Source organism: Solimonas sp. SE-A11 (assembly GCF_030345715.1).
Taxonomy (GTDB): Bacteria; Pseudomonadota; Gammaproteobacteria; order Nevskiales; family Nevskiaceae; genus Solimonas_A.
The window spans coordinates 145,779-167,803 of sequence record NZ_JAUASX010000010.1; the positions used below are offsets into that span (position 1 = coordinate 145,779).

Consider the following 22,025-nt stretch of genomic DNA (forward strand, 5'->3'; position numbering starts at 1 on the left):
GGCAATCTCTCGCTACAGCGCGACGTTATTGCGTTGCGCCCAGGCGCCCACGTCGGCCTTCAGCGTGCGCGCGTTGTCCGGCGTCAGCGGCTGGCGGCTGGCGTCGAAGACCTCGGCGTTGAGCGCGTTGGCCAGCGACTGTGCCGTGGAGATCATGTCCTGCAGCGCGGAGCCCGGCTTGGCCGGCCCCGGCAGCAGCATGAACACGGTCAGGCCTGGGGTGGAGAAGCCCTGCTGCTCGGCCGGGTCCAGCAGGCCCGGCTTGACCAGGCTGGCCACCGAGAACACGGCCCTGCCGCCCTGCAGGCGGTGGTAAATGCGGTGCTCGCCGTACTGCAGGCCCTGGGCCTGCAACGCGAGATGGATCTTGGGGCCGAAGATAGCCGTGCCTTCGCGCTCGGCGATCAGCAGGGTCACGATCTTCTCTTCGACCGGGGCCGCCGCGGCCGGCGCGGCGGCAACCGGCTCGCCGAACAGGTCCTGCTCGGCGCGCTTGCGCGGCTTGCCCACGCCGAATTCGTCGAACTCACCGCCCCGGGAACCCTGGGCGAACATATCCATCTGGTCGGCGCCCGGCTTGCCGGGCAGCCCCGGCACGCCGCCGCGCGGCACGCTACCCCGGCCGGAGGGTGGCTCCCAGTCCTTGGGCAGGCGGCTGCTGCGCCGGCTGACGACGTAGACCGCGATGACGGCGGCCGCTCCCACGATCAGCAGTGCCCACTGCAACACGCTCATTCGGCTTTCTCGGTCTCGGCTGGGTTGCTGGACGTCATTTCCACTGCCTGGTCGATATCCACGCTTACCAGGCGCGACACGCCCGGCTCCTGCATGGTCACGCCGTGCAGCTGCTTGGCCAGCTCCATGGTGATCTTGTTGTGGGTAATGATAATGAACTGAACGCCCTGCGACATCTCGCGGACGATCTCGCAGAAGCGGCCGACGTTGGCGTCGTCCAGCGGGGCGTCGACTTCGTCCATGAGGCAGAACGGCGCGGGGTTCAGCTGGAACAGCGCCAGCAGCAGGGCCACGGCGGTCATCGCCTTCTCGCCGCCCGATAGCAGCTGGATGGAGCTGTTGCGCTTGCCCGGCGGGCGGGCCATGACGCGCACGCCGGCATCGAGCAGGTCGTCGCCGGTCAGCTCCAGGTAGGCCTCGCCGCCACCGAACAGCTTGGGGAAGCGGTCGCGGAAGACGGTATCGACCTTGTCGAAGGTCTGCTTGAACAGCTCCTTGGTCTCGGCGTCCATCTTGCGGATCGCCTCTTCCAGGGTCTCCAGGGCGCCGTGAAGGTCGGCGTGCTGGTCGGCCAGGTACTGTGACCGTTGCTGTGCTTCTTCCAGTTCCTGGATGGCGGCCAGGTTGATGGCGCCCAGGCGGTCGATGCGGCGCAGGATGGACGCCAGCTTCTCCTCCCAGCCCTGCAGTTCGGCTTCCGCGGCCAGGCCGGCGAACAGCTCCTCGCGGTTGAAGCCGGTCTCGGTGAACTGCTCGTCCAGGCTCTCGCGGTGGGCGCGCAGGTTCTCGAACTCCAGCTTGGCCTGCTGCAGCTTCTCCAGCGCCTCGTCCTTGGCGCCTTCGGCGTTGCGCGAGACCTGGATGGTTTCGGTGAGCGACTTGTCCATCTGCTCGACCTGCAGGCGCACCTCGCGCAGCTTCTCGCGGGCGGCTTCCACCCCGGCGCGGGCGGCCTCCACACCCTCGACCTGTTCGGCCAGCGGCGCGTCCAGCTCGCCGGCGCGGGCTTCTTCCTCGGCCTTGCGCTCGATCAGGCGCTCGCGGTTCACGGCCAGGTCCTGGATGCTCTGCTCCAGGGCGGCGACCGACGAGGCCTGGCTGGCGATGCGCACCTGGATCTGGTTGCGCGCCGCCTGGGTCTGCTGCAGCACCACGCGGGCACGCTGCACCAGGTCACGCTTGCGCGCCAGGGTCTGCTGCATCTCGGCGCGCTGGTTGCGCAGCTGCTGCGCCACGTCCTCCAGCGACACCAGGCGGGTACGGGATTCCTCCAGCTCGGCGGTCTGCAGCTCACGCTGCTCGCGCAGCGCCTCCAACTCCTGCCCCAGCGCCGACTGCCGGCCCTGGGCCTGCTCCAGGCGCACCGCCTGGGCCTGGCGGAAGGCCATCTTCTGGGCCTGGCGGTTGCGCGACTGGTCGAACTTGCCGGACAGCTCGCGGCGCTCGGTCTCGAGCGTACGGATGCGCTGGTGCAGTTCGCCCAGGCGGGCCTCATGCTCCTGCACGGCGGCGGTCTGCTCCTCGACCTGGGCCTTGAGCTGCTTGAGCAGCTGACCGCGGGCGATGACGCCGCTGTTGCCCTCGCCCCGCTTGGGGTAGCGGATCCAGTTGCGGCCGCGCCAAACGCCATCCGGCGTGATGACCGACTCGGCCGGGCCGAGGGTCTGGGCCATGGCCTCGGCCTCGCCCGGGTTGTGGGCGACCTGCACGGTGGACAGCAGATCCAGCACGGCCTGCGGGCCGCTGACCTTGGCACCCAGGCCCACGCTGGCGCTGCCGCCGGCCTGGTTGAGCAGGGCGATGCCGGCCTTGGGCGCCTCGCCCATACCGCGCAGGCGCGCGGCGAAGTCCGGCAGCAGCGGCGCCTGCAGCAGGCCTTCCAGCACCTGCTCCACCGCCGATTCCCAGCCGCCTTCCACCTGCAGCGCACTGGCCAGGCGCGGGGCCTCGGTCAGCTGCTGCTGGCGCAGCCACTGGTTCAGCTCGGCGTCGTCCTGGCGCAGTGCGGCCTGCTGCAGCGTCTCCAGCGAGGCCACGCGGCCCCGGGCGCTCTGCAGGATCTGCCGCGATTCGTGCAGGGCGTTCTCGGTCTGGGTACGGTCCTCGCGCAGCGTCTGCAGGTCGGTGTCGAGAGTCTGCAGGCGCTCCTGCGCCACCTCGATCTCCTCGCCCAGCAGGCGCAGCTCGTTGTCGGCATCGGCCAGGCTGGCCTGGATCGGCCCGAGGTTGATGGCGCCGTGCTCGGCCTCCAGCCGCTTGTAGCGCTCGTCGGCCTGGAAGCGCGCGCGCTCCAGCTGCTGCACGCGCACGCGCTCCGCCTCGGTCTGCATCAGCGGCGTTTCAGCGTCCTGGGCAAAGCTGTCCCAGCGCTTCTGCTCGGCGTTGGCGTCGTCGTCGGACTCGATCAGGTCGGACTGCGCCTGCTCTTCCTGCGCGACGGCCTGCTGGGCCTGGTCTTCCAGCTCGGCGGTCTGGCGCGCGGAGTCCTGGAGGCGCTGCTGCTCGCGCTGCTGGCGCTGCTCCAGCTCCGCCACCTGGCGGGCCAGCTGCTCCAGCTCGCGCATCTTCATCTGCTGCAGCTGGCGCGCGTGGTTCAGGCTCTGCTCCTGGCGCGCGAGACCGGCCTCGGCCTCGTAGACCTGGCTCTGCTCGTCACCCAGCTTCTGCGCCAGCACGCGCTGCTCGATCTCGGCGGCGATGCGGGCGTCGGACAGCTCGCTGACGCGCAGGCGTGCGGCCTCCAGGGCCTGTTCCAGCTCGCCGATGGCGGCCTCGTGGCCGGCCGACTGCTGCTGCAGCGTGCGGATGCGCAGGGCCAGGATCTCGGCGCGCAGCTGGCGCTCGCCGCCCTTGAACTCCTTGTACTTCTCGGCGTTGGCCGCCTGCTTGCCCAGCACTTCCAGGCGCTGCGTGATCTCCGAGCGCAGGTCGTTGAGGCGCGCCAGGTTCTCGCGCGTGCCGCGGATGCGCGACTCGGTTTCCTTGCGGCGGTCCTTGTACTTGGAGATGCCGGCGGCTTCCTCCAGCCACTGGCGCAGTTCCTCGGGCTTGGCGGTGATCATGGTCGAGACCATGCCCTGCTCAATGATGGCGTACTGGTTCTTGCCGCCGAGGCCGGTACCCAGGAACAGGTCGGTGACGTCGCGCTTGAGGCACTTGCGGCCGTTGAGGAAGTACTGCGAGCTGCCGTCGCGGGTCAATTCGCGGCGCACCGAGATTTCGGAGTAGGCGGCGTAGGGGCCGGCGACCTGGCCGTCGGAGTTGTCGAACACCAGCTCCACCATGGCGCGGCCCACGGGCTTGCGCGACTTGGAGCCGTTGAAGATCACGTCCTCGGAGTCGGCGCCACGCAGGTTCTTCATGCTGGTCTCGCCCAACACCCAGCGCACCGCGTCGATGATGTTGGACTTGCCGCAGCCATTGGGGCCGACGACACCGGTCAGGTTCGTCGGCAGGGGCAGGCTCGACGGATCGACAAAGGATTTGAACCCGGCGAGTTTGATGCCAGAAAGTCGCATGGAATGATCGGGCCGGCCCTCTGGGGGCCTTTTCTAGTGGGTGATGAAGTAAGCCCCTAGTGTAAATTATTGATCCGGCGCCATACAGGAAAATACCCGCCCTGGCTTGCCCGCCCACATCCCTGGATTGAGTCCTGGGAGCGCCAGATCAATAATTTCCCCCGTTTGTTTGGGCTGGACCGCAAGCGATCCAGCCAAAAGACCTTCCAACCTATTGAAAAACATGGCAAGCCTGCCCAGCAAGACCCTTGAGACCTTCCCAAACCCGGCCCCGCAGCGCGATTTCACCATCCGCATGCGCATCCCGGAGTTCACCTGCCTCTGCCCCAAGACCGGTCAGCCGGACTTTGGCACCCTGTACCTGGAGTACGTAGCGGACAAGGCCTGCGTGGAACTCAAGGCCCTGAAGATGTACATCTGGAGCTTCCGTGACGAGGGCTGCTTCCACGAGGCCGTCACCAACCAGATCCTGGACGACCTGGTGAAGGCCACCAAGCCCCGCTACATGCGCCTGACGGCGGTATTCAACGTCCGCGGCGGCATCTACACCCACGTCACCGCCGAGCACCGCAAGAAGGGCTGGAACGGCACGCTGCCCCCGTCGGCCTGGCACGTGGACCCCACCGGCGCCGGCCAGACGCCCTGAGACATGCGGCGGACTGCCCTCGCCCTCTGCCTGCTGCTGGCCCCGGCCCTGGCCGGAGCCCAGGCCTACCGCTGGGTCGACGCCCAGGGCCAGGTCCATTACAGCCAGACTCCGCCGGCCCAGGGACAGTACGGGCAGGTGGCCCCGCCACCACCCTCGCCCGGCGCCAGCCCGCACCTCGAGGCGATGGAAGCGGTCGGACAGAGCCCCACCGACAAGGCCCGAGAGCAGCGGCAGGCGGCTTCAGCCGAGCGGCAACGGCAGCAACGCTGCGAGCAGGCCCGGCGGCAGAGTGCCCACATGCAGGGCACCGGCGTCTATTACTCCGCGGACCAGAAGGGTGATCGCAGCTATCTCAGCCCCCAGCAGATCGACCAGCGGCGCGCCGAGGCCCGCGCGGCCGTGCAGGAACACTGCGACTAGGGCCTGCCATCCATTCCCCGTCGCCTCGACGGGGAATGGATGGCAGGCGCTGGCCAGACAGCCACCGTTCATTTTGCATGCCCACAATCCGGACACTGAACACCTGAAGGGGAATGATGATGGGCATCCTGTCGTGGATCGTGCTGGGCCTGATCGCGGGCGTGCTGGCCAAGTGGCTGCTGCCGGGCAAGGACCCGGGCGGCTTCATCATCACGATCCTGCTGGGCGTCGGCGGTGCCTTCGTCGGCGGCTGGGTCGGGACGCAGCTGGGTATCACCAGCTTCAACGGCTTCACCGTGCAGGGCATCCTGGTGGCGACCCTGGGCGCGGTGCTGTTGCTGGTGATCTACCGGCTGCTGCGCAAGGCCTGAGCCTCAGGCCGGATACCCCGTGATCTGCCGAATCTTCCGGTACAGCGGCCGCAGCCGCGGATACATGCCGCGGTAGATCTCGCGATACAGCGCGTCATAGGTCTTCACCACCTCCGGTCGCGGCTCGAAGCGGCGGCCGATGCGCGCCATCGCCGCCACGGCGGTCGCGAAGTCTCGATGCAGGCCCAGGCCCACGGCGCAGCTGATCGCCGCGCCCAGCGCGGAGGTCTCGTAGTGCTCCGGCCGCTCGGCCGGCAGGTTGAAGACATCCGCCGTGATCTGCAGCGCTTCGTCGGACTGCGAGCCGCCGCCGGCCACGCGCAGCAGGCGCAGCGGACGGCCGGTGCGGCGCTCGATCTGCTCGCGGCCGGCACGCAGGCCGTAGACCAGGCCTTCCAGGATCGCGCGGTAGACATGGGCGCGGGTGTGCACGTCGCCGAACCCGATGATGGCGCCCTTGGCCTCCGGGCCTGGCTCACGCACGCCCGGGGTCCAGTAGGGCTGCAGCATCAGGCCCATGGAGCCCGGCGGCACGTTCTTCACCAGTTCGTCGAACAGCGACTCGACCGCGACGCCGCATTCCTTTGCCAGTGACTCTTCGCGCATGCCGAACTCGCGCCGGAACCAGCTCACCATCCAGAAGCCGCGGAAGATCTGGATCTCGGTGTTGTAGGCCTGCGGCAAGCCCGCCGGCCAGGGCGGCAGCATGCGCTGCACTTCGATGTAGCGGGACTGCGTGGTGTTGATGGTGGCGGTGGTGCCGAAGGACAGTTGGCCGACATCGGGCTCCAGCACGCCGCAGCCCAGCACCTCGCAGGCCTTGTCGGCGGCGGCGGCGATCACCGGCGTGCCCGAGGGCAGGCCCAGCTCCGCGGCGGCGGCGGCCGACAGCCGGCCCATCGGCGCGCTCGGCGGCACCAGGCGCGGCAACTGCTCTGGCCGGACGGCCAGGGCCTTCCACTTGAAGTCACTCGGGCCGGCCCAGTCCAGGCGCTTGTAGTCGAAGGGGATGAAGCCGACCTGCGAGCCGACGGAGTCGAGGTACTCACCGGTCAGCCGATAGCCGAGCCAGCCGGACAGCAGCAGGAATTTCGCCGTGTCGCGCCACAACTGCGGCTCGTGCTGCGCCAGCCAGTTGGCCTCGGCCTGGCGCTGCAGGTGGCCGATCAGATCGGTGACGCCGGCCAGTCCGAACAGCGTGTTCCACAGCGGACCCATCGGCGGCGGCTGGTCGCAGCGGCGCTGGTCCAGCCACAGGATAGCGGGTCGCAGCGGCTTGCCGGCAGCATCCAGGCAGACCACCGTGGCGCGCTGCGTGGTCAGCGAGATGCCGCTGATCTGCTCGGGCCTGACGGTGCCCTGCTCCCAGAGCCGGCGGCAGCAGGCGGCGACGCCCTGCCAGTAGAGCTCCGGGTCCTGCTCGGCCCAGCCGGGCTGCGGCGAATGGTAGGTGGGCTCGAACACCTGCTGCGCCTTGGCCAGCAGGCGGCCCTGGGCGTCGAACACGATGGCGCGAGCGCTCTGCGTGCCAACATCGATGGACAGCAGGCGAGCGTCGTTCATCGCGGGGCGTGCTGCGCCTGCCAGTGTTCCAGCCAGGCCGCACGCTCCGACTGCCAGCGTGGCTCGTCCCAGCCCAGTTCCTCGCGGCAGACGGCGCCGATGCGCTCCAGCAGGGCCTCGCCGCCACGCGGCAGCAGCAGACCCAGTCGGGTACGGCGCAGCAGCAGGTCGTCGAGGTGTCGGACCCGCTCGGCACGCGCGGCCCAGCGCAGCTCGGCCCAGGTGAAGGGCGTGCCGCCAATACCCTGCATGGCCTCGCGCGGGAATTCGCGGGCGATACGCGCAACCACGGCGGCGCCCAGGCGCCCCTTAAGGCGCTGACTGCCGCCGCCGGCCGGCGCGGGGAACACCGGGGCATCCTGCGCAGGCGCGAGCTTCGGCAGCTGCCTGGCCGCCTCGACCAGGGCTTGGCGCGCGGTGACGCGGAAGGTGGTGAGCTTGCCGCCGGTGATGCCGACCAGGCCCGGGCTGCTCCACAGCGCGGACTCGCGCGAGGCCGCGGAGGGATCGCCGTCGCCGCTGGCGACCACCGGGCGCACGCCGGCGTAGACCGAGATGGCATCGTTTGCCTTCAGGCCCAGCGTGGGGAATTGCGCGTCCAGCGCCTCGATGAGGTAGGCAGACTCGGCCGTGCTCATGCCGGGGCGGTCCAGCGCGCCTTCGTGGTCCAGGTCGGTGGTGCCGAGCAGCACCGCGCCCTCCCAGGGATAGGCGAAGACCGGCCGGCGATCGCGCGGATGCAGCCAGGACACGGCGCGGGCCAGCGGCAGCCTGGCGGCCGGAAACACGAAATGGCTGCCGCGCAGCGGCCGCAGCAGCGGAGCACCCGCCGGCGCGCCCGGCAGCCCCCCGGCCCAGCAGCCGGCGGCGTTGATCACCATGCCGGCGTCGATGTCACGCTCCGCGCCGGTCTCGACATCGCGCAGTCGCAGGCCGCACACGCGGCCGCCGTCCTGGCGCAGTTCGGCGCGGGTGTAGTTCAGGGCGGTGCCGCCGGCGGCACTGCCTTCGAGAATCTGGCGCAGCACCAGGCGCGTGTCGTCGGTGCGCGCGTCCTCGTAGGCCATCGCGCCCAGCAGGTTCTCGCGGCGCAGGCCCGGCTCCAGCCGCAGCAGTTCGTCACGCGGCACCCAACGCGACGCCCGGCGGCCCGCCATGAGGTCATAGACCGCCAGGCCCGCGCGCATGACGCCGCGCCCCGGCTTGGCTCCCCGATAGAGTGGCATCAGGAAGGGCTGCGTCTCCACCAGTCCCGGCGCATCGGCCAGCAGGCGCTGGCGCTCGCGCACGGATTCCAGTGTCAGCCGCCACTGTCCTTCCTTCAGGTAGCGCAGGCCACCATGCACCAGCTTGGAGGACCAGGCGGAGGTCCCGGACGCAAAGTCTCCCTGCTCCACCAGCAGCACGCGAGCGCCGGTGCGCAGTGCCTCGGCGAAGATGCCGGCACCGGTGATGCCGCCGCCGACGATCGCCAGATCGAAGGACGGCGCGAGGGATTCAATGCCTGGCGTCACGCGGCAGGTCCAGCTGCGTCTGCTCGGGGACGAGCCGGTCGGAGACCGTGCTCAGGAACATGGGCGACCAGGCTTCCTCGACCGTTTCGAGCAGGCGCATCGAGAGCCTGTCGCCCTCGTCCGGCTCGGCGACCGCGACCGGTGCGTCGCCCTCTTTCTGCACGGTGCAGGACTTCTCCCAGGCCCGCTGGTCGGGCCACTGCGTGTAGGCCACGAAGGTGCCGTTGTCAGTGCGGTGCAGGCGCGCACCCAGGGCACCGTAGCGCTGCTCCATCCAAGCGGTGAGGTCCTCCCAGGCGGCGCGGAACTCGGCCCCCATGCCGGCCTTGATGCGCCACTGATAGACCACGGCGAAGCCGGTGCGCGAGAGTTTCATGCGAACAGCTTCCCGGGATTCATGATGCCGGCCGGATCGACCTCGCGGGCCATGGCACGGATCAGGTTCATGCCCAGCTCGCCCTTCTCGGCGGGCAGGTACGGCGCATGGTCGCTGCCGACACCGTGCTGGTGGCTGATGGTGCCGCCCTGGGCGACGATGGTTTCCGACAGCCGGGCCTTGAGCTTGCGCCAGCGCTCGTAGTCCGCCTCCGGCGTGCCGGTGGAGCGGAACACGAAGGTGGAGTAGATGCTGCAACCCTGGCGGTAGACATGCGACAGGTGGGTAAAGGCGTGGACTCGTTCGTTCTGCTCGCCCAGCACCTCGCGCGCCGCCTGCTCGATGGCGCGCATCATCGGCGTGGCGCGGTTCCAGTTGATGGCGGTCTCGACGGTGTCGGCCGAGTAGCCGGCCTCCCAAAGCGAGTTGCGCAGGTAGGGGCCGCGGAAGCGGTTCTTGGCCCAGCCCTTGCCGATGGTCTTGCCAACGTGCACGCCACGATGGCGCTTGGCCAGTGCCAGGGCGTCGCGGCGCATGCGCCGGGCCTCGGCCAGGCTGCCGGTGACACCGAAGACCAGCATGCACTGCCCTGGGCCGATGCCGCGCACGCCCAGGTAGCGCTGCAGCCACTTGATCATCTCGGGGTGGCCGGCCAGGCGCAGCTGGGTCTCGGTCTCCACCTCGTTGGACAAGCGCAGCATCGACAGCGGCACGTCCGCCTGGGTGATCGCACGCACGGCCTGCAGGCCAGCATCCCAGCTCGGGAAGAACACCGAGTGGAAGCTCTCCTGCTGCGGCAGCGGGCGCACGCGCACCGTCACGTCGGTCAGCAGGCCGAAGCGGCCTTCCGAGCCCAGCACCGCCTCACGCAGGTCCGGCCCCGCGGAAGACGCGGGATGGCCGCCGACGCGCAGTTCGCCGCGCGGCGTCGCCAGGCGGCCGGCGGCGAACATCTGCTCAATGCGGCCGTAGCGATAGGACTGCTGGCCGGAGGAGCGGGTCACCACCCAACCACCGACCGTGGAGTATTCATAGGACTGCGGAAAATGCCCGAGCAGGAACCCGTAGCGCGCCAGTTGCGCCTCCACCATCGGCCCCGGCGTACCGGCGCCGATGCGCGCCAGCTGGCATTCGGCATCCACGTCCACCAGGCGGTTCATGCGCTCCAGCGAGATGTTGACTACCGGGCGATCGCCAGCCGGCACATTCAGGTGACCGGCAACGCTGGTGCCGCCGCCGTAGGGAATCACCAGGGCCCCCAGGCGCTGCGCCTCGGCCAGGGCCTGGGCGGCTTCCTCATGGCTGGAGGGTAGCGCGACGCCGTCGGCCACCGGGCCGAAGCGGCCGCTCTTCATCGCCACCCAGTCGGGGAAACTCTGGCCGCGCGCGCGCAGCATGCGCAGGCGTGCGTCGGTGCTGAACACGGTGGATTGCGGCAGGCGGCTGACAGGAACCTGCGCCAGCGCCTCGTCCTGCGTGGCATCGCGGTTGGGCCGCGTCTCACCGACGCGTTCCTTCAGGAACGCCAGGGCATCTTCGCCCAGGGGGTTATTCTCGGCGTCGTCGCCCCAGCCATTCCAGCGTCGCACGGATTGCGGCTCCCTTGAATTTTCGAGGGAGTATAGGGCCCCGCTGGTATGAAGGCCTAGGCGGCCTGGGCGTGCCGCATCACGGTCAGCGCGACCGGCGCCGGAGGCGCGAGGCGCGCGTCGCAGATGCGGCGCAGCGTATCCAGCGTCACCCAGGGATACTCGCCGAGCTCGCCGCGGATCACGCGTGTTGGTGCGCCCGGCTCGCCGAGGCTGCTGACCACCAGCGAGGCTTCGGTGAAGTCCTGCGCCACGGTGTCGGAATTGATGGTGACCACGGCCGCCAGGCCTGCGGCGGCAGCGGCTTCCAGGCCCATCTCGGAGTCCTCCAGCACCACGCATTCTTCCGGCGTGACGCCGAGGCGTTGCATGGCCAGGCGGTAGAGATCGGGCGCCGGCTTCTTGTGGCGCACTTCCTCGCCGCTGGCGATCACGGCGATCTCGGCCGCCAGCTCCGGGCCCATGCTGTAGCGCAGCACCGGATGCAGGGTCTTGCGGCTGGCGTTGGTGACGATGGCCAGCTGCACGCCGGCCTCGCGCGCCTCGCGCATGATGCGGGCAATGCCCGCACGCAGCGGCACGCGGCCGTGGCGCATGTAGCGCTTGAAGTGGCGGGATTTCAGCTCATGGACACGGGAGACCCAGGCGTCCATGTTGGCGTCGGCCTCGGCCTGGTGCTCGCCTAGGGGGGGACGCTCGGATTCGAAGAAATACTTGAGCCGCTCGCGGCCACCGGGCTGCTTCAGCAGGCGGCGGTAAAGCTTGGGGCCCCAGCGGAACTGCAGCCCCAGCTCGCGAAAGGCGCGGTTGTAGGCGGGGCGATGGCCCAGGGCCTCGGTGTCGGCGAGGGTGCCGTCCACATCGAACAGTACGGCCCGTAACGTCATGAGACCGCTCCGACGTTACGGCAACTACCTTGGCAAGGCTCTGATTCCATGGTGTCCTGCAACTGTTGACACTGAGATTACTGTAGCATGATTTCGAACATATTGTGTGATTCTCCGCACTTTCATCACACTCTGCCGATACGCACATCACAGTGGTATCTACTGTAGACCCAGGCTTTCCAGATGCAGCATTCCACCGACGACAGGGGCCCTTCGGCCGATGGAAACCCCGACAAGCCCTACGTCGGGCGTTTTGCACCGACGCCGAGCGGCCCGCTGCATCTGGGCTCGTTGCTGACCGCCACGGCCAGTTGGCTGCAGGCGCGCACTCGCGGCGGAAGCTGGTTGCTGCGCATCGACGACCTCGATCGCCCGCGCTGCCCACCCGGCATGGAGGTTGTCATCCTGCAGCAATTGGAGGCCCACGGGCTGGCCTGGGACGGTGAGCCGCGCTACCAGACGGGCTGCCAGGCGGAGTACGACGAGGCCCTGGAAAGTCTGGCGGCCGCGGGACTCACCTACCCTTGCTCCTGCACGCGTGCACGCCTGCAGCAGACCTCCCTGCCCGGCCCGGACGGCCCGGTCTACGACGGTCATTGCCGCCGGCATCCGCCCGAGGCCGGCAAGCCGCTGGCGCTGCGCCTGCGCGTTGAACAGGGTGAACTGCGTTTCGCGGACCTGTGGCGGGGCGAACAGCGCCGCAGCCTGGAGCGCGAGGTGGGCGACTTCGTGCTGCGGCGTGCCGACGGCATGACTGGTTACCAACTCGCTTGTGCGGTGGATGAACAGCACCAGGGCATCACCGAGGTGGTACGCGGCTCCGACCTGCTGGGCTCGACCTTCCGGCAACGGCTGCTGGCGCAGCGGCTGGGGTGGCAGCCGCCCGCCTATGCCCATGGCCCCCTGCTGCTGGGCGGCGACGGCCTCAAGCTCAGCAAGCAGAACCATGCTGCACCGCTACAGGCTGGGGAGGCCGGCTCCAGCCTGTGGCAGTGCCTGCATGCGCTGAAGCAGGCCCCTCCGCCTGAGCTCAAGGGCGCGGCACCGGCGGAAATTCTGGCCTGGGGCCTGGCCCACTGGCGCCCCCAGGCGCTTGTCGCGGCGCAACATCGCAAGGTGGAGACTAATTGACCATTCTGGCATGATGCTATGCAGCAAACGCAGTGCAGCAAAATCCAGCCAGAGCGACATGTCCGACATCCGCATCATCAAGAAGTACCCGAACCGTCGTCTCTACGACACGCACATCAGCCGCTACATCACGCTGGAAGAGATCCGGCTGCTGGTGCTGCAGGGCGCCAAGTTCCGGGTGGAGGACAAGCGCACCCACGAGGACATCACCCGCAGCATCCTGCTGCAGGTGATCGCCGAGCAGGAAGAAGGCGGCAACCCGATCTTCACCAACGATCTGCTGGAGTCGATCATCCGCTACTACGGCGATCCGATGCAGACCAGCATCAGCCGCTACCTGGAACTGTCGGCCCAGCTGTTCCAGGACCAGCAGAACCAGTTCACCGACCAGCTGCGCAACATGCTGGGCCAGGCCCAGCAGCCGCTGCATGTGCTCAAGGAAATGGCCGACAAGCAGGTCCCGATCTGGCGCTCGGTGCGCCGCGAGTTCCTGAAGAACCTCTCGACCAAGGCCAAGCTGATCAAGCGCCGCGCCGGCATCGACGAGAACGGCGAAGAGCTGCCGCCCTCCGAGTAAGGGCTCCGGAAGGGCCGCCTCCTCCATCCGGAGCAGGCGGCTTTTTTGTGCCCGGGCTACGCTGCATCGCACAAAAATACAGCTGTACTTTTGGCTTAAGTGATTGATTGGCTTGTTATTAAATTTTCGTTAAATTTATTGACAAGCAAGCTAACCATCCCTATACTGCACTGCAACATAGAACGGCAGATAACAAAAAACCCGGCAACGGGTTGCGCTGCCGGGTCTGAACGGTCTCCTCCAGAAAGGCCTAGCGCCTTTCTCGCACCTTGCCCCCGGTCCCCCCGGGGGTTTTTTTATGGACCGCCGTCTTAAGCCACTCAGTTTTTATATTTTGCGCCGCCGTTATGGTTGTAATCGGCGCGTTTCCCCCTCTCCAGAAAGACTTGTGGCGCACCTCTCGGTGCGCCACAAGCTGCCACTTCAATTATTGTGCGTTTATCGCAGCGCACAAATCAAGCGGATCAGGCCTGGGCCTCGACGTCCAAGGACTTCATCGACAAGCGGATCTTGCCGTCCTTGCTGACCTCGAGAACCTTGACCTTGACGATCTGGCCTTCCTTGACGACGTCTTCCACCTTCTCCACACGCTTGTCGGCGAGCTGGGAAATGTGGACCAGGCCGTCCTTGCCCGGGGTGATCGTCACGAACGCGCCGAAATCCATGATCTTGGCGACCTTGCCTTCGTAGATCGCGCCGACTTCGACGTCGCGGGTCAGCGCGTTGATGCGCGCGATCGCGGCTTCGGCAGCCTTGCCGTCGACGGCGGCGACCTTGATGGTGCCGTCGTCGTCGATGTCGATCGAGGTGCCGGTCTCGCGGGTGATCGCCTGGATGGTGGCGCCGCCCTTGCCGATGACCTCACGGATCTTGTCCGGGTGGATCTTGATCATGGTGATGCGCGGCGCGTGCATCGACAGCTCGGTGCGCGGCTTGGCGATCACTTCGTTCATCTGGTTCAGGATTGTCAGGCGGGCGTCCTTCGCCTGCTTGAGGGCCTGGGCCATGATCTCGCCGGTGATGCCGGCGACCTTGATGTCCATCTGCAGCGCGGTGATGCCGTCCTGCGTACCGGCCACCTTGAAGTCCATGTCGCCGAGGTGGTCTTCGTCACCGAGGATGTCGGTGAGCACCGCCCAGCGGCCTTCTTCCAGGATCAGGCCCATGGCGACACCGGCCACCGGTGCCTTGATGGGCACGCCGGCGTCCATCAGCGCGAGGCTGGAGCCGCAGACCGAGGCCATCGACGAGGAGCCGTTGGATTCGGTGATCTCCGAAACCACGCGCACCACGTACGGGAATTCCTTCTGCAGGTCCGGCATCACGGCGGCGACGCCGCGCTTAGCCAGGCGACCGTGGCCGATCTCGCGGCGCTTGGGGGAGTTCAGGCGGCCCGTCTCGCCCACCGAGAACGGAGGGAAGTTGTAGTGGAACATGAAGTGCTCATGCCACTCGCCGCTGATCGCGTCCATGATCTGGTAGTCCTTGCCGGTGCCCAGGGTGACCACGGCCAGGGCCTGGGTCTCGCCACGGGTGAACACGGCCGAACCGTGGGTGCGCGGCAGCGTACCGACGTTGATCGACAGCGGACGCACGGTGACCTTGTCGCGGCCGTCGATGCGCGGGTGGCCATCGAGGATGCGGTTACGCACGATCTTGGCCTTGAGCTCGTCGAGCTCGTACTTCACCTGGTTGACGGTGAAGCCGGCGTCTGCGGTGAGGGCAGCCTTGGCGGCCTTGCTCACTTCATCCAGCTTGCCGTAGCGGACCTGCTTGTCGGTGTAGCCGTAGGCCTCGGCGATCTGGCCCTCGAAGGGGGCGACGAAGGCCTGGACGGCCGAGCGGTCGCTCGCCTTCCAGTCCCACTTCGGCTTGCCGGCTTCGGCGACGAACTCGTTGATCGCGGTGATGGCGGCCTGCATCTGCTCGTGACCGAACAGCACGGCGCCGAGCATGACCTGCTCGGACAGCATGTCGGCCTCGGACTCCACCATCAGCACGGCGTCCTTGGTGCCGGCGACGACGAGATCGAGCTCGGAATCCACCAGCTCGGAGACGTTCGGGTTGAGGATGTAGTTGCCGTTCTTGTAACCGACGCGGGCGGCGCCGATCGGGCCCTGGAAGGGCACGCCGGACAGCGCCAGCGCGGCGGAGGCTCCGAGCAGCGCCGGGATGTCACCGTCCACGTCCGGGTTCAGCGAGACGACCTGGGCGATCAGCTGGATCTCGTTGTAATAGCCTTCCGGGAACAGCGGGCGGATCGGGCGATCGATCAGGCGCGAGGTCAGGGTTTCCTTCTCGGTCGGACGGCCTTCGCGCTTGAAGAAGCCACCCGGGATGCGGCCACCGGCGTAGAACTTCTCCATGTAGTCGACCGTGAGCGGGAAGAAATCCTGCTCCGGCTTGGCTTCTTTCTTGGCGACCACGGTGACCATCACCACGGTGTCGTCGATATTGACGATGACGGCGCCGGTGGCCTGGCGGGCCATGTGGCCGGTCTGCAGGCTGACGGTGTGGTTGCCATAGCGGAACGTCTTGGTGACGGGCGCTGCAGGATAGGCGGAGATCGCCATGGGCATGTCCTCGTTAACTAGGCGGCCCGCCGAAGGTTCGAGCGGGCCGCGTGGATTTCAGTCCGATGGAGAGAGGCCGCACCAGCCGCATCTCCAGAAAGCAAAAGCGCCGCGATTAGCGGCGCAGGCCCAGCTCGGCGATGAGCTTGCTGTAGCGGGGCTCGTCCTTGCTCTTGAGGTAGTCCAGCATCTGGCGGCGCTGGTTCACCATCTTGAGCAGGCCACGGCGGGAGTGGTTGTCCTTCTTGTTCTGCTCGAAGTGCGGAGCGAGGCTGTTGATGCGCTCGGTCAGCAGGGCAACCTGGACTTCCGGCGAACCGGTATCACCCTGGCCGCGGGCAAACTTCTTCACCACTTCGGCCTTCTGTTCAACGGTCAACGTCATTGACTCTTGCTCCAACTCTAAAATCGTCTGTCGTAAAGCGCCGGATTATAGCGGCCCGGCGTACAGCCTAACAAGCGGTTCCTGCGGCATTTTTCACCCAGCCGACCGGCGGCGAGCCTATGCGCCGGCAGCCGGCACGGCCAGCCAGCGGCGCGGCGCCACCAGGCCGTCCGCATCGATTTCGGCCAGGCACAGCAGCCGTCCGGCCTCGTCCAGCACCGCCACGCGCCCCCGCGCCGGCGCGCCGGCCACCCGCACGGGCTGTCCATGGGCCAGATACCCGGCTCGGGCCTCCTCGACGCGGACCTGGGGCCAGCCCCGCACGGCGGCCACCGTATCCAGCAGACAGGCATCCAGGGCCGCCTCGCCCTGGGCCGCGAGGGCTTCCAGGGCGTCCCAGGCCAGCGGCGCACCCTCGAACGGCTCCACCGCGACGCGGTACAGGCCGATCAGGTGGGCACAATGCCCGACTGCGGCAGCCAGGTCCTCGGCCAGGGTGCGGATGTAGGTACCCTTGGAGCAGCGCACGTCCAGCTCGCACTCGCCATCGCCGAAGGCGGTCAGGCGCAGCTCGTGGATGGTGACCTCGCGCGGCTGGCGCTCGATCTCGACGCCCTCGCGGGCCAGCTCGTAGAGGCGCTGGCCCTGGTGCTTGAGCGCCGAGTACATCGGCGGCACCTGGGAAATGGGGCCAGTGAAGGCCGGTACCGCCGCCTCCAGCATCTCGCGGGTCAGCCCGGAGGCGTCGCTGGTGGCAATCACCTCGCCCTCCGCGTCGCCGGTGGTGGTCTTCTGGCCCAGGCACAGGCGCGCGACATAGCGCTTGTCGGACTCCAGCAACTGGCCGCAGAGCTTGGTGGCTTGGCCAAAGCAGATCGGCAGCATACCACTGGCGAGCGGATCGAGGCTGCCGGTGTGGCCGGCCTTCTCGGCACGGAACAGGCGCTTGACGCGCTGCAGCGCGTCATTGGAGGACAGACCCAGCGGCTTGTCGAACAGCAGGATGCCGTTGACCGGACGCCGTGGAATCCGGGGTTTCATGTGCCGCAGGCTAGTTGCCCTCTTCGTCCGGCGTGGCCGTGGGCTGGCTGCCCGGCTCTTCGCCGCGGTCACGGGCGTGCTGCTTGTCGGCCTCGATCACACTGCGGATCAGGCCGCTGACCTGGTCGCCGGCGCGCAGCGCCAGGTCTGGCACGAAACGCAGGTTGGGCACGGTACGCATCAGCATGCGCTTGGACAGGCCGTGGCGCAGCTTGCCGGCGGCACTGCCGAGGCCCTTCAGTGCATCCTTGAGCTGCTCGTCGGAACCGAACAGGCTGACCATGACCTTGGCTTCGCGCATGTCCGGCGCCACGTCGACGCCGGTCACGGTGACACCCGCCACCCGGGGATCCGACAGCTCGCTACGGATCAGCTGAGACAGCTCGGCCTGCAGCTGGGTATTGACGCGTAGCTTGCGCGGATATTCCTTGGGCACGTCTAAGCCTACGCTGCGGCCTGGACCTTGCGGCGCACTTCGATGCGCTGGAAGCACTCGATCTGGTCACCGACCTTGACGTCGTTGTAGTCCTTCACGCCGATACCGCACTCGGTGCCGGCCTCGACCTTGGCAACGTCGTCCTTGAAGCGGCGCAGCGATTCCAGCGTGCCCTCGTAGATGACCGTCTGGTTGCGCAGCACGCGGATCGGCAGGCTCTTCTGCACCTGGCCATCAATGACCAGACAGCCGGCGATGGCGCCGAACTTGGAGCTGCGGAACACGTCGCGCACCTGCGCGATGCCGACGATCTGCTCGCGCGTCTCGGTGCCCAGCAGGCCCGAGATGGCGTCGGAGACGTCGTCCATGATCTCGTAGATGATCGAGTAGTAGCGCACGTCCACACCCGTATCCTGGATGTGCTTGCGCGCGCCGGCGTCGGCACGGACGTTGAAGCCGATGATGATGGCCTTGGACGCCAGCGCCAGGTCGACGTCGGACTCGTTGATACCGCCAATGGTGGTCGACAGGACGTTGACCTTGACCTCTTCACTGGGAATCTTGCGCAGCGCTTCGGTGATAGCTTCGGCGGAACCCTGCACGTCGGCCTTGACCATGAGGTTGAGCGACTTCTGCTCACCCTCGCCCATGCGGGCAAAGACCTGGTCCATGCGTACGGCCTGCGACTGCGCCAGACGCTGCTCGCGCTGCTTCTGCTCACGCACGATCGCCAGCTCGCGGGCCTTGCGCTCGTCGGCCACCACAACCACGTCGTCGCCGGCATCCGGCGCACCGGACAGGCCGAGGACCTGGACGGGGATGGACGGGCCGGCTTCCTTCACCGGGCGGCCCGCTTCGTCGAACATCGCACGCACGCGGCCGAAATGCGGACCGCTGAGGATCACGTCGCCCTGCTTCAGGGTACCGGCGCGCACCAGCACGGTGGCGACCGGGCCACGGCCCTTCTCCACCGAGGATTCGAGGATGTTGCCGCGCGCGGCGGCTTCGACCGGAGCAGTGAGCTCGAGGATTTCGGCTTGCACCAGGATCGCGTCGAGCAGTTCGTCGATACCCTGGCCGGTGAAGGCGGACACGCCGACGATCTGGGTGTCGCCACCCCACTCTTCCGCCACGACCTCGTACTTGGTCAACTCGTTCTTGACGCGATCGAGATCCGCTGCCGGCTTGTCGATCTTGGTCACGGCCACGATCATCGGCGCCTTCGCCGACTTGGCGTGCTGTATCGCTTCACGGGTCTGCGGCATGACGCCGTCATCGGCCGCCACCACCAGGATGACGATGTCCGTCACCTGGGCGCCACGGGCGCGCATCTTGGTGAACGCGGCATGGCCCGGGGTGTCGAGGAAGGTAATGATGCCCTTGGGCGTCGTCACGTGGTAAGCACCGATGTGCTGCGTGATGCCACCCGCTTCGCCCGCGGCGACGCGGGTCTTGCGGATGTGATCCAGCAGCGAGGTCTTGCCGTGGTCGACGTGGCCCATGATGGTAACCACCGGCGGACGCGGCGTGCCTTCGGCTTCCTGGTCGCCGCCGGTCACGGCCTGCTCGAGGCTTTCCTCGAAGTCGCTAGCCTTGACGGTGCGGACGGAGTGGCCCATTTCCTCGACCATCAGCACCGCGGTGTCCTGGTCGAGCGTCTGGTTGATGGTGGCCATGACGCCGTTCTTCATCATGACCTTGATCAGCTCGGTGGCCTTGATCGCCATGCGATTGGCCAGCTCACCGACGGTGATCGCCTCCGGCACCTCGACCTCGCGGACGATCGGCGCCACCGGCTTCTCGAAGCCGTGGGCATTGTCGACGCGGATGCGTCCGGTGGGTTTCTTGCTCTTCTTGTTGTCGCGCTTGCCGCCCTTGCCCTCGGCCAGGTGCAGCTCGGTGCGGTGATGGCGGTCGTCACGGCGACCGCCGCGGTCGGCACCCGGCGCGGGCGCGGCTCCGGGAGCCGGGGTCGCGGTGGTGGCGGAGGCCGGGCGGCGCGGGGCGGCGGCCGGGGTCGGTGCCGGCGGCGGGGCCAGGGCGGCCAGGCGCGCGGCCTCGGCGGCACGGCGTACGTTCTCCGCGGCGCGGTTGCGCGAGGACTCGGCCTCGTACTTGGCGCGGTAAAGCGGGTCTTCCTTCATGCGACGCTCGTGAGTCTCACGAGCCTCGCGCGCGCTGGCCTCGGCCTCGGCACGCTTGCGTTCTTCCTCAGCGGCAGCCTGCTGGCGCTCGAGGTCTTCCTGGGCACGCTGGGCAGCCAGTTCGGCAGCCCGCTCGGCGGCGGCGGCCTTGACGGCAGCGGCGCGCTGGGCAGCCTCTTCCGCCGCGCGGATGGCCTCTTCGTCCAGCGGGGCCGGCTCGACGGCCGAGGGTGCGGCAACCGCCGTGGCGGCGGCTTCCGCGCCGCCCTCCATCAGGTCGTCCTTGACGTAGGTGCGCTTCTTGCGAACCTCGATGCTGACCGTCTTGGTCGGCGCGCCACGACCACCGCCGAGCTTGAGCTCGGTGGTTTCCTTGCGCTTGAGCGTGATGCTGCTGCTACGGGTGCCGAGCGTGCCACCACCGCCACCCGGCGCCTTCTGGCGCAGGTAGGCCAGCAGCGCCACCTTGTTCTCGGGGGTGATGGAAGACTGTGCGTCGGATACCGACACACCGGCTTCGCTGAACTGCACCAGCAGTTCGGCGACAGGCCGCTTCAGCTCGTTGGCAAAATCCTGAACCGTGACGTTTGTCGACATAGTGTTCCTTCGCCTTACGCAGGCAGCCTCAGGCGTAAGCCTTGGTACGCGCCGCCATGATCAGCGCGGAGGCCCGCTCGTCGCCCAGGTCGGGCAACATTTCCAGCAATTCATCGGTCGCGAGGTCCGCCAGGCTCTCGCAGTTGGCAACGCCGGCTTCGGCCAGCGCATAGGCGGTGTCCTCGTCGATGCCGTTGAGCGACAGCAGGTCCTCGGACGGGGTGGCACCGGCGGCACGCTCGGCCTTGGCGATCGCCTTGGTCAGCAGTACGTCGCGGGCGCGGTTGCGTAGCTCCTCGACAATGGCTTCGTCGAACTCGTCGATCTGCAGCAGTTCCTCGGCCGGCACGTAGGCGATCTCCTCGAGCGAGGTGAAGCCCTCCTGCACCAGCACGCCGGCCACTTCGGCATCGACGTCGAGGCTGTCCATGAACACCTGCAGGACGCCCAGGTTTTCCTGTTCCTTCTTGGCCTCGGCCTCAGCCGCGGTCATGACGTTGAGCGCCCAGCCGGTCAGCTCGGAAGCCAGGCGTACGTTCTGGCCGCCGCGGCCGATGGCCTGCGCCAGTTTGTCCTCGGACACGCCGATGGTCATGGCGTGGGATTCCTCGTCGACGACGATGGTCTCGACTTCGGCCGGGGCCATGGCATTGATGACGAACTGGGCGATGTTGTCGTCCCAGGGCACGATATCGACGCGCTCGCCGGCGAGCTCGTTGGACACGCTCTGCACGCGCGAACCGCGCATGCCGACGCAAGCACCGACCGGGTCGATGCGCTTGTCCTTGGCCTGGACGGCGATCTTGGCGCGCAGACCCGGGTCACGGGCGGCGCCCTTGAGCTCGATCAGGCCCTGAGCGATTTCCGGCACCTCGAGCTTGAACAGCTCCATCAGGTACTGCGGCGAAGTGCGCGACAGGAACAACTGCGGGCCGCGGACCTGCGGGCTGACCTCGTAGAGGTAGCCGCGCATGCGGTCGCCCGGACGCACCGGCTCGCGCGGGATCAGCTGGTCGCGCAGCACGATGGCCTCGGCGTTGCCGCCCAGGTCCAGGATGACGTTACCGCGCTCGATGCGCTTGACCAGGCCGGTGATCAGCTCGCCGACGCGCGCCTTGTAGGCCGCCACGATCTGGGAACGCTCGGCCTCGCGCACCTTCTGCACGATGACCTGCTTGGCCTTCTGGGCGCCGATGCGGCCGAAGTCCACGGACTCGACCTTGCGCTCGATGACGTCGCCGGGCTGGGAGTCTTCCTTTTCCTTCTGCGCGTAGGTCAGCTTGATCTGGCGCTCGGGGTACTCGAAGTCCTCGCTGTCGTCCTCGAGAACGGCCCAGCGGCGGTAGGTGTCGTACTCGCCGGTGGTGCGGTCGATGGCGACGCGCAGCTCCGACTCGTCGCCGTACTTTTCCTTGCCGGCGGAAGCGAGCGCGGCCTCCAGGGCCTGGAAAATCATTTCCTTCTCGACGCCCTTCTCGTTGGAGACGACGTCTACCATCAAGAGAATGTTCTTGTTCAC

General features: G+C 67.9%; 18 protein-coding genes. 5 read left to right on the plus strand and 13 right to left on the minus strand.

The window, feature by feature from the left end; translation table 11 throughout:
* Positions 1 to 12: 12 nt before the first annotated feature.
* Together QT386_RS13110 and smc are read right to left on the minus strand one after the other, a co-directional pair.
* On the minus strand, positions 13 to 735 hold the full coding sequence (locus QT386_RS13110) for a cell division protein ZipA C-terminal FtsZ-binding domain-containing protein (RefSeq protein ID WP_289274222.1): 723 nt from the start codon (positions 733 to 735) through the stop codon (positions 13 to 15).
* Positions 732 to 4,253, minus strand: a complete 3,522-nt coding sequence (gene smc / locus QT386_RS13115; RefSeq protein WP_289274223.1) for a chromosome segregation protein SMC — start codon at positions 4,251 to 4,253, stop codon at positions 732 to 734. The genes QT386_RS13110 and smc overlap by 4 nt, the downstream gene beginning before the upstream one ends.
* A gap of 223 nt (positions 4,254 to 4,476) precedes the next feature.
* Between smc and queF the strand changes: the two genes are divergently transcribed.
* From queF to QT386_RS13130, 3 genes are all read left to right on the plus strand, one after another.
* Entirely contained in the window at positions 4,477 to 4,899 is a 423-nt protein-coding gene (gene queF, locus QT386_RS13120) for a preQ(1) synthase (RefSeq protein WP_289274224.1), read from the plus strand.
* 3 nt (positions 4,900 to 4,902) lie between these two features.
* Positions 4,903 to 5,322 (plus strand): DUF4124 domain-containing protein, encoded by a 420-nt coding sequence (locus QT386_RS13125; RefSeq protein ID WP_289274225.1) that lies wholly within the window; start codon positions 4,903 to 4,905, stop codon positions 5,320 to 5,322.
* 119 nt (positions 5,323 to 5,441) lie between these two features.
* Positions 5,442 to 5,693 carry a GlsB/YeaQ/YmgE family stress response membrane protein gene (locus QT386_RS13130; protein WP_289274226.1) on the plus strand — a complete coding sequence of 84 codons (252 nt, stop codon included), beginning with the start codon at positions 5,442 to 5,444 and terminating at the stop codon, positions 5,691 to 5,693.
* Between the two features lie 3 nt (positions 5,694 to 5,696).
* Here QT386_RS13130 and QT386_RS13135 read toward each other — a convergent pair whose 3' ends face one another.
* The 5 genes from QT386_RS13135 to QT386_RS13155 are packed head-to-tail and all read right to left on the minus strand — an operon-like array spanning position 5,697 to position 11,622.
* Entirely contained in the window at positions 5,697 to 7,256 is a 1,560-nt protein-coding gene (locus tag QT386_RS13135; protein ID WP_289274227.1) for an FGGY-family carbohydrate kinase, read from the minus strand.
* The gene (locus QT386_RS13140) at positions 7,253 to 8,770 is read right to left on the minus strand and encodes a glycerol-3-phosphate dehydrogenase/oxidase (protein WP_289274228.1); all 1,518 of its coding nucleotides are present in this window, start codon (positions 8,768 to 8,770) and stop codon (positions 7,253 to 7,255) included. Before QT386_RS13140 ends, QT386_RS13135 begins: the two co-directional genes overlap by 4 nt.
* The gene (locus QT386_RS13145) at positions 8,754 to 9,146 is read right to left on the minus strand and encodes an antibiotic biosynthesis monooxygenase (protein ID WP_289274229.1); all 393 of its coding nucleotides are present in this window, start codon (positions 9,144 to 9,146) and stop codon (positions 8,754 to 8,756) included. Before QT386_RS13145 ends, QT386_RS13140 begins: the two co-directional genes overlap by 17 nt.
* Entirely contained in the window at positions 9,143 to 10,735 is a 1,593-nt protein-coding gene (locus QT386_RS13150) for an FAD-binding oxidoreductase (RefSeq protein ID WP_289274230.1), read from the minus strand. The genes QT386_RS13145 and QT386_RS13150 overlap by 4 nt, the downstream gene beginning before the upstream one ends.
* 56 nt (positions 10,736 to 10,791) lie before the next feature.
* Entirely contained in the window at positions 10,792 to 11,622 is an 831-nt protein-coding gene (locus QT386_RS13155; RefSeq protein WP_289274231.1) for an HAD-IA family hydrolase, read from the minus strand.
* A gap of 183 nt (positions 11,623 to 11,805) precedes the next feature.
* Here QT386_RS13155 and gluQRS point away from each other — a divergent pair, with 183 nt between their 5' ends.
* Together gluQRS and phaR are read left to right on the plus strand one after the other, a co-directional pair.
* Entirely contained in the window at positions 11,806 to 12,753 is a 948-nt protein-coding gene (gene gluQRS, locus QT386_RS13160; protein WP_289274232.1) for a tRNA glutamyl-Q(34) synthetase GluQRS, read from the plus strand.
* A 58-nt stretch (positions 12,754 to 12,811) separates the two neighbouring features.
* A complete protein-coding gene (gene phaR, locus QT386_RS13165) occupies positions 12,812 to 13,330 on the plus strand; it encodes a polyhydroxyalkanoate synthesis repressor PhaR (protein ID WP_289274233.1) in 519 nt (172 codons plus the stop codon).
* A 464-nt stretch (positions 13,331 to 13,794) separates the two neighbouring features.
* On the opposite strand, the gene pnp is transcribed toward phaR, so the two are convergent.
* The 6 genes from pnp to nusA all read right to left on the minus strand — a co-directional run bounded on the left by pnp (position 13,795) and on the right by nusA (position 22,025).
* Positions 13,795 to 15,903: a polyribonucleotide nucleotidyltransferase gene (gene pnp / locus QT386_RS13170; protein ID WP_289274234.1), complete on the minus strand. Its 2,109-nt coding sequence runs from the start codon at positions 15,901 to 15,903 to the stop codon at positions 13,795 to 13,797.
* A gap of 115 nt (positions 15,904 to 16,018) precedes the next feature.
* Complete coding sequence (gene rpsO / locus QT386_RS13175) at positions 16,019 to 16,288, minus strand: 30S ribosomal protein S15 (RefSeq protein WP_289274235.1); 270 nt, start codon at positions 16,286 to 16,288, stop codon at positions 16,019 to 16,021.
* Between the two features lie 117 nt (positions 16,289 to 16,405).
* Positions 16,406 to 17,329: a tRNA pseudouridine(55) synthase TruB gene (truB, locus tag QT386_RS13180; protein WP_289274236.1), complete on the minus strand. Its 924-nt coding sequence runs from the start codon at positions 17,327 to 17,329 to the stop codon at positions 16,406 to 16,408.
* Positions 17,330 to 17,339: 10 nt separating this feature from the next.
* Positions 17,340 to 17,765: a 30S ribosome-binding factor RbfA gene (gene rbfA / locus QT386_RS13185; protein ID WP_289274237.1), complete on the minus strand. Its 426-nt coding sequence runs from the start codon at positions 17,763 to 17,765 to the stop codon at positions 17,340 to 17,342.
* 8 nt (positions 17,766 to 17,773) lie between these two features.
* A complete protein-coding gene (gene infB, locus QT386_RS13190) occupies positions 17,774 to 20,506 on the minus strand; it encodes a translation initiation factor IF-2 (RefSeq protein WP_289274238.1) in 2,733 nt (910 codons plus the stop codon).
* Positions 20,507 to 20,534: 28 nt separating this feature from the next.
* Entirely contained in the window at positions 20,535 to 22,025 is a 1,491-nt protein-coding gene (gene nusA / locus QT386_RS13195; protein ID WP_289274239.1) for a transcription termination factor NusA, read from the minus strand.

Excerpts from the sequence above, each read along its gene's own strand:
- QT386_RS13145 (WP_289274229.1), bottom strand. The coding sequence starts at position 9,146 with ATGAAACTCTCGCGCACCGGCTTCGCCGTGGTCTATCAGTGGCGCATC.
- QT386_RS13155 (WP_289274231.1), bottom strand. The coding sequence starts at position 11,622 with ATGACGTTACGGGCCGTACTGTTCGATGTGGACGGCACCCTCGCCGAC.
- infB (WP_289274238.1), bottom strand. The coding sequence starts at position 20,506 with ATGTCGACAAACGTCACGGTTCAGGATTTTGCCAACGAGCTGAAGCGG.
- rpsO (WP_289274235.1), bottom strand. The coding sequence starts at position 16,288 with ATGACGTTGACCGTTGAACAGAAGGCCGAAGTGGTGAAGAAGTTTGCC.
- queF (WP_289274224.1), top strand. The coding sequence starts at position 4,477 with ATGGCAAGCCTGCCCAGCAAGACCCTTGAGACCTTCCCAAACCCGGCC.
- pnp (WP_289274234.1), bottom strand. The coding sequence starts at position 15,903 with ATGGCGATCTCCGCCTATCCTGCAGCGCCCGTCACCAAGACGTTCCGC.
- QT386_RS13130 (WP_289274226.1), top strand. The coding sequence starts at position 5,442 with ATGGGCATCCTGTCGTGGATCGTGCTGGGCCTGATCGCGGGCGTGCTG.
- QT386_RS13135 (WP_289274227.1), bottom strand. The coding sequence starts at position 7,256 with ATGAACGACGCTCGCCTGCTGTCCATCGATGTTGGCACGCAGAGCGCT.
- QT386_RS13110 (WP_289274222.1), bottom strand. The coding sequence starts at position 735 with ATGAGCGTGTTGCAGTGGGCACTGCTGATCGTGGGAGCGGCCGCCGTC.
- QT386_RS13125 (WP_289274225.1), top strand. The coding sequence starts at position 4,903 with ATGCGGCGGACTGCCCTCGCCCTCTGCCTGCTGCTGGCCCCGGCCCTG.
- smc (WP_289274223.1), bottom strand. The coding sequence starts at position 4,253 with ATGCGACTTTCTGGCATCAAACTCGCCGGGTTCAAATCCTTTGTCGAT.
- phaR (WP_289274233.1), top strand. The coding sequence starts at position 12,812 with ATGTCCGACATCCGCATCATCAAGAAGTACCCGAACCGTCGTCTCTAC.
- truB (WP_289274236.1), bottom strand. The coding sequence starts at position 17,329 with ATGAAACCCCGGATTCCACGGCGTCCGGTCAACGGCATCCTGCTGTTC.
- gluQRS (WP_289274232.1), top strand. The coding sequence starts at position 11,806 with ATGCAGCATTCCACCGACGACAGGGGCCCTTCGGCCGATGGAAACCCC.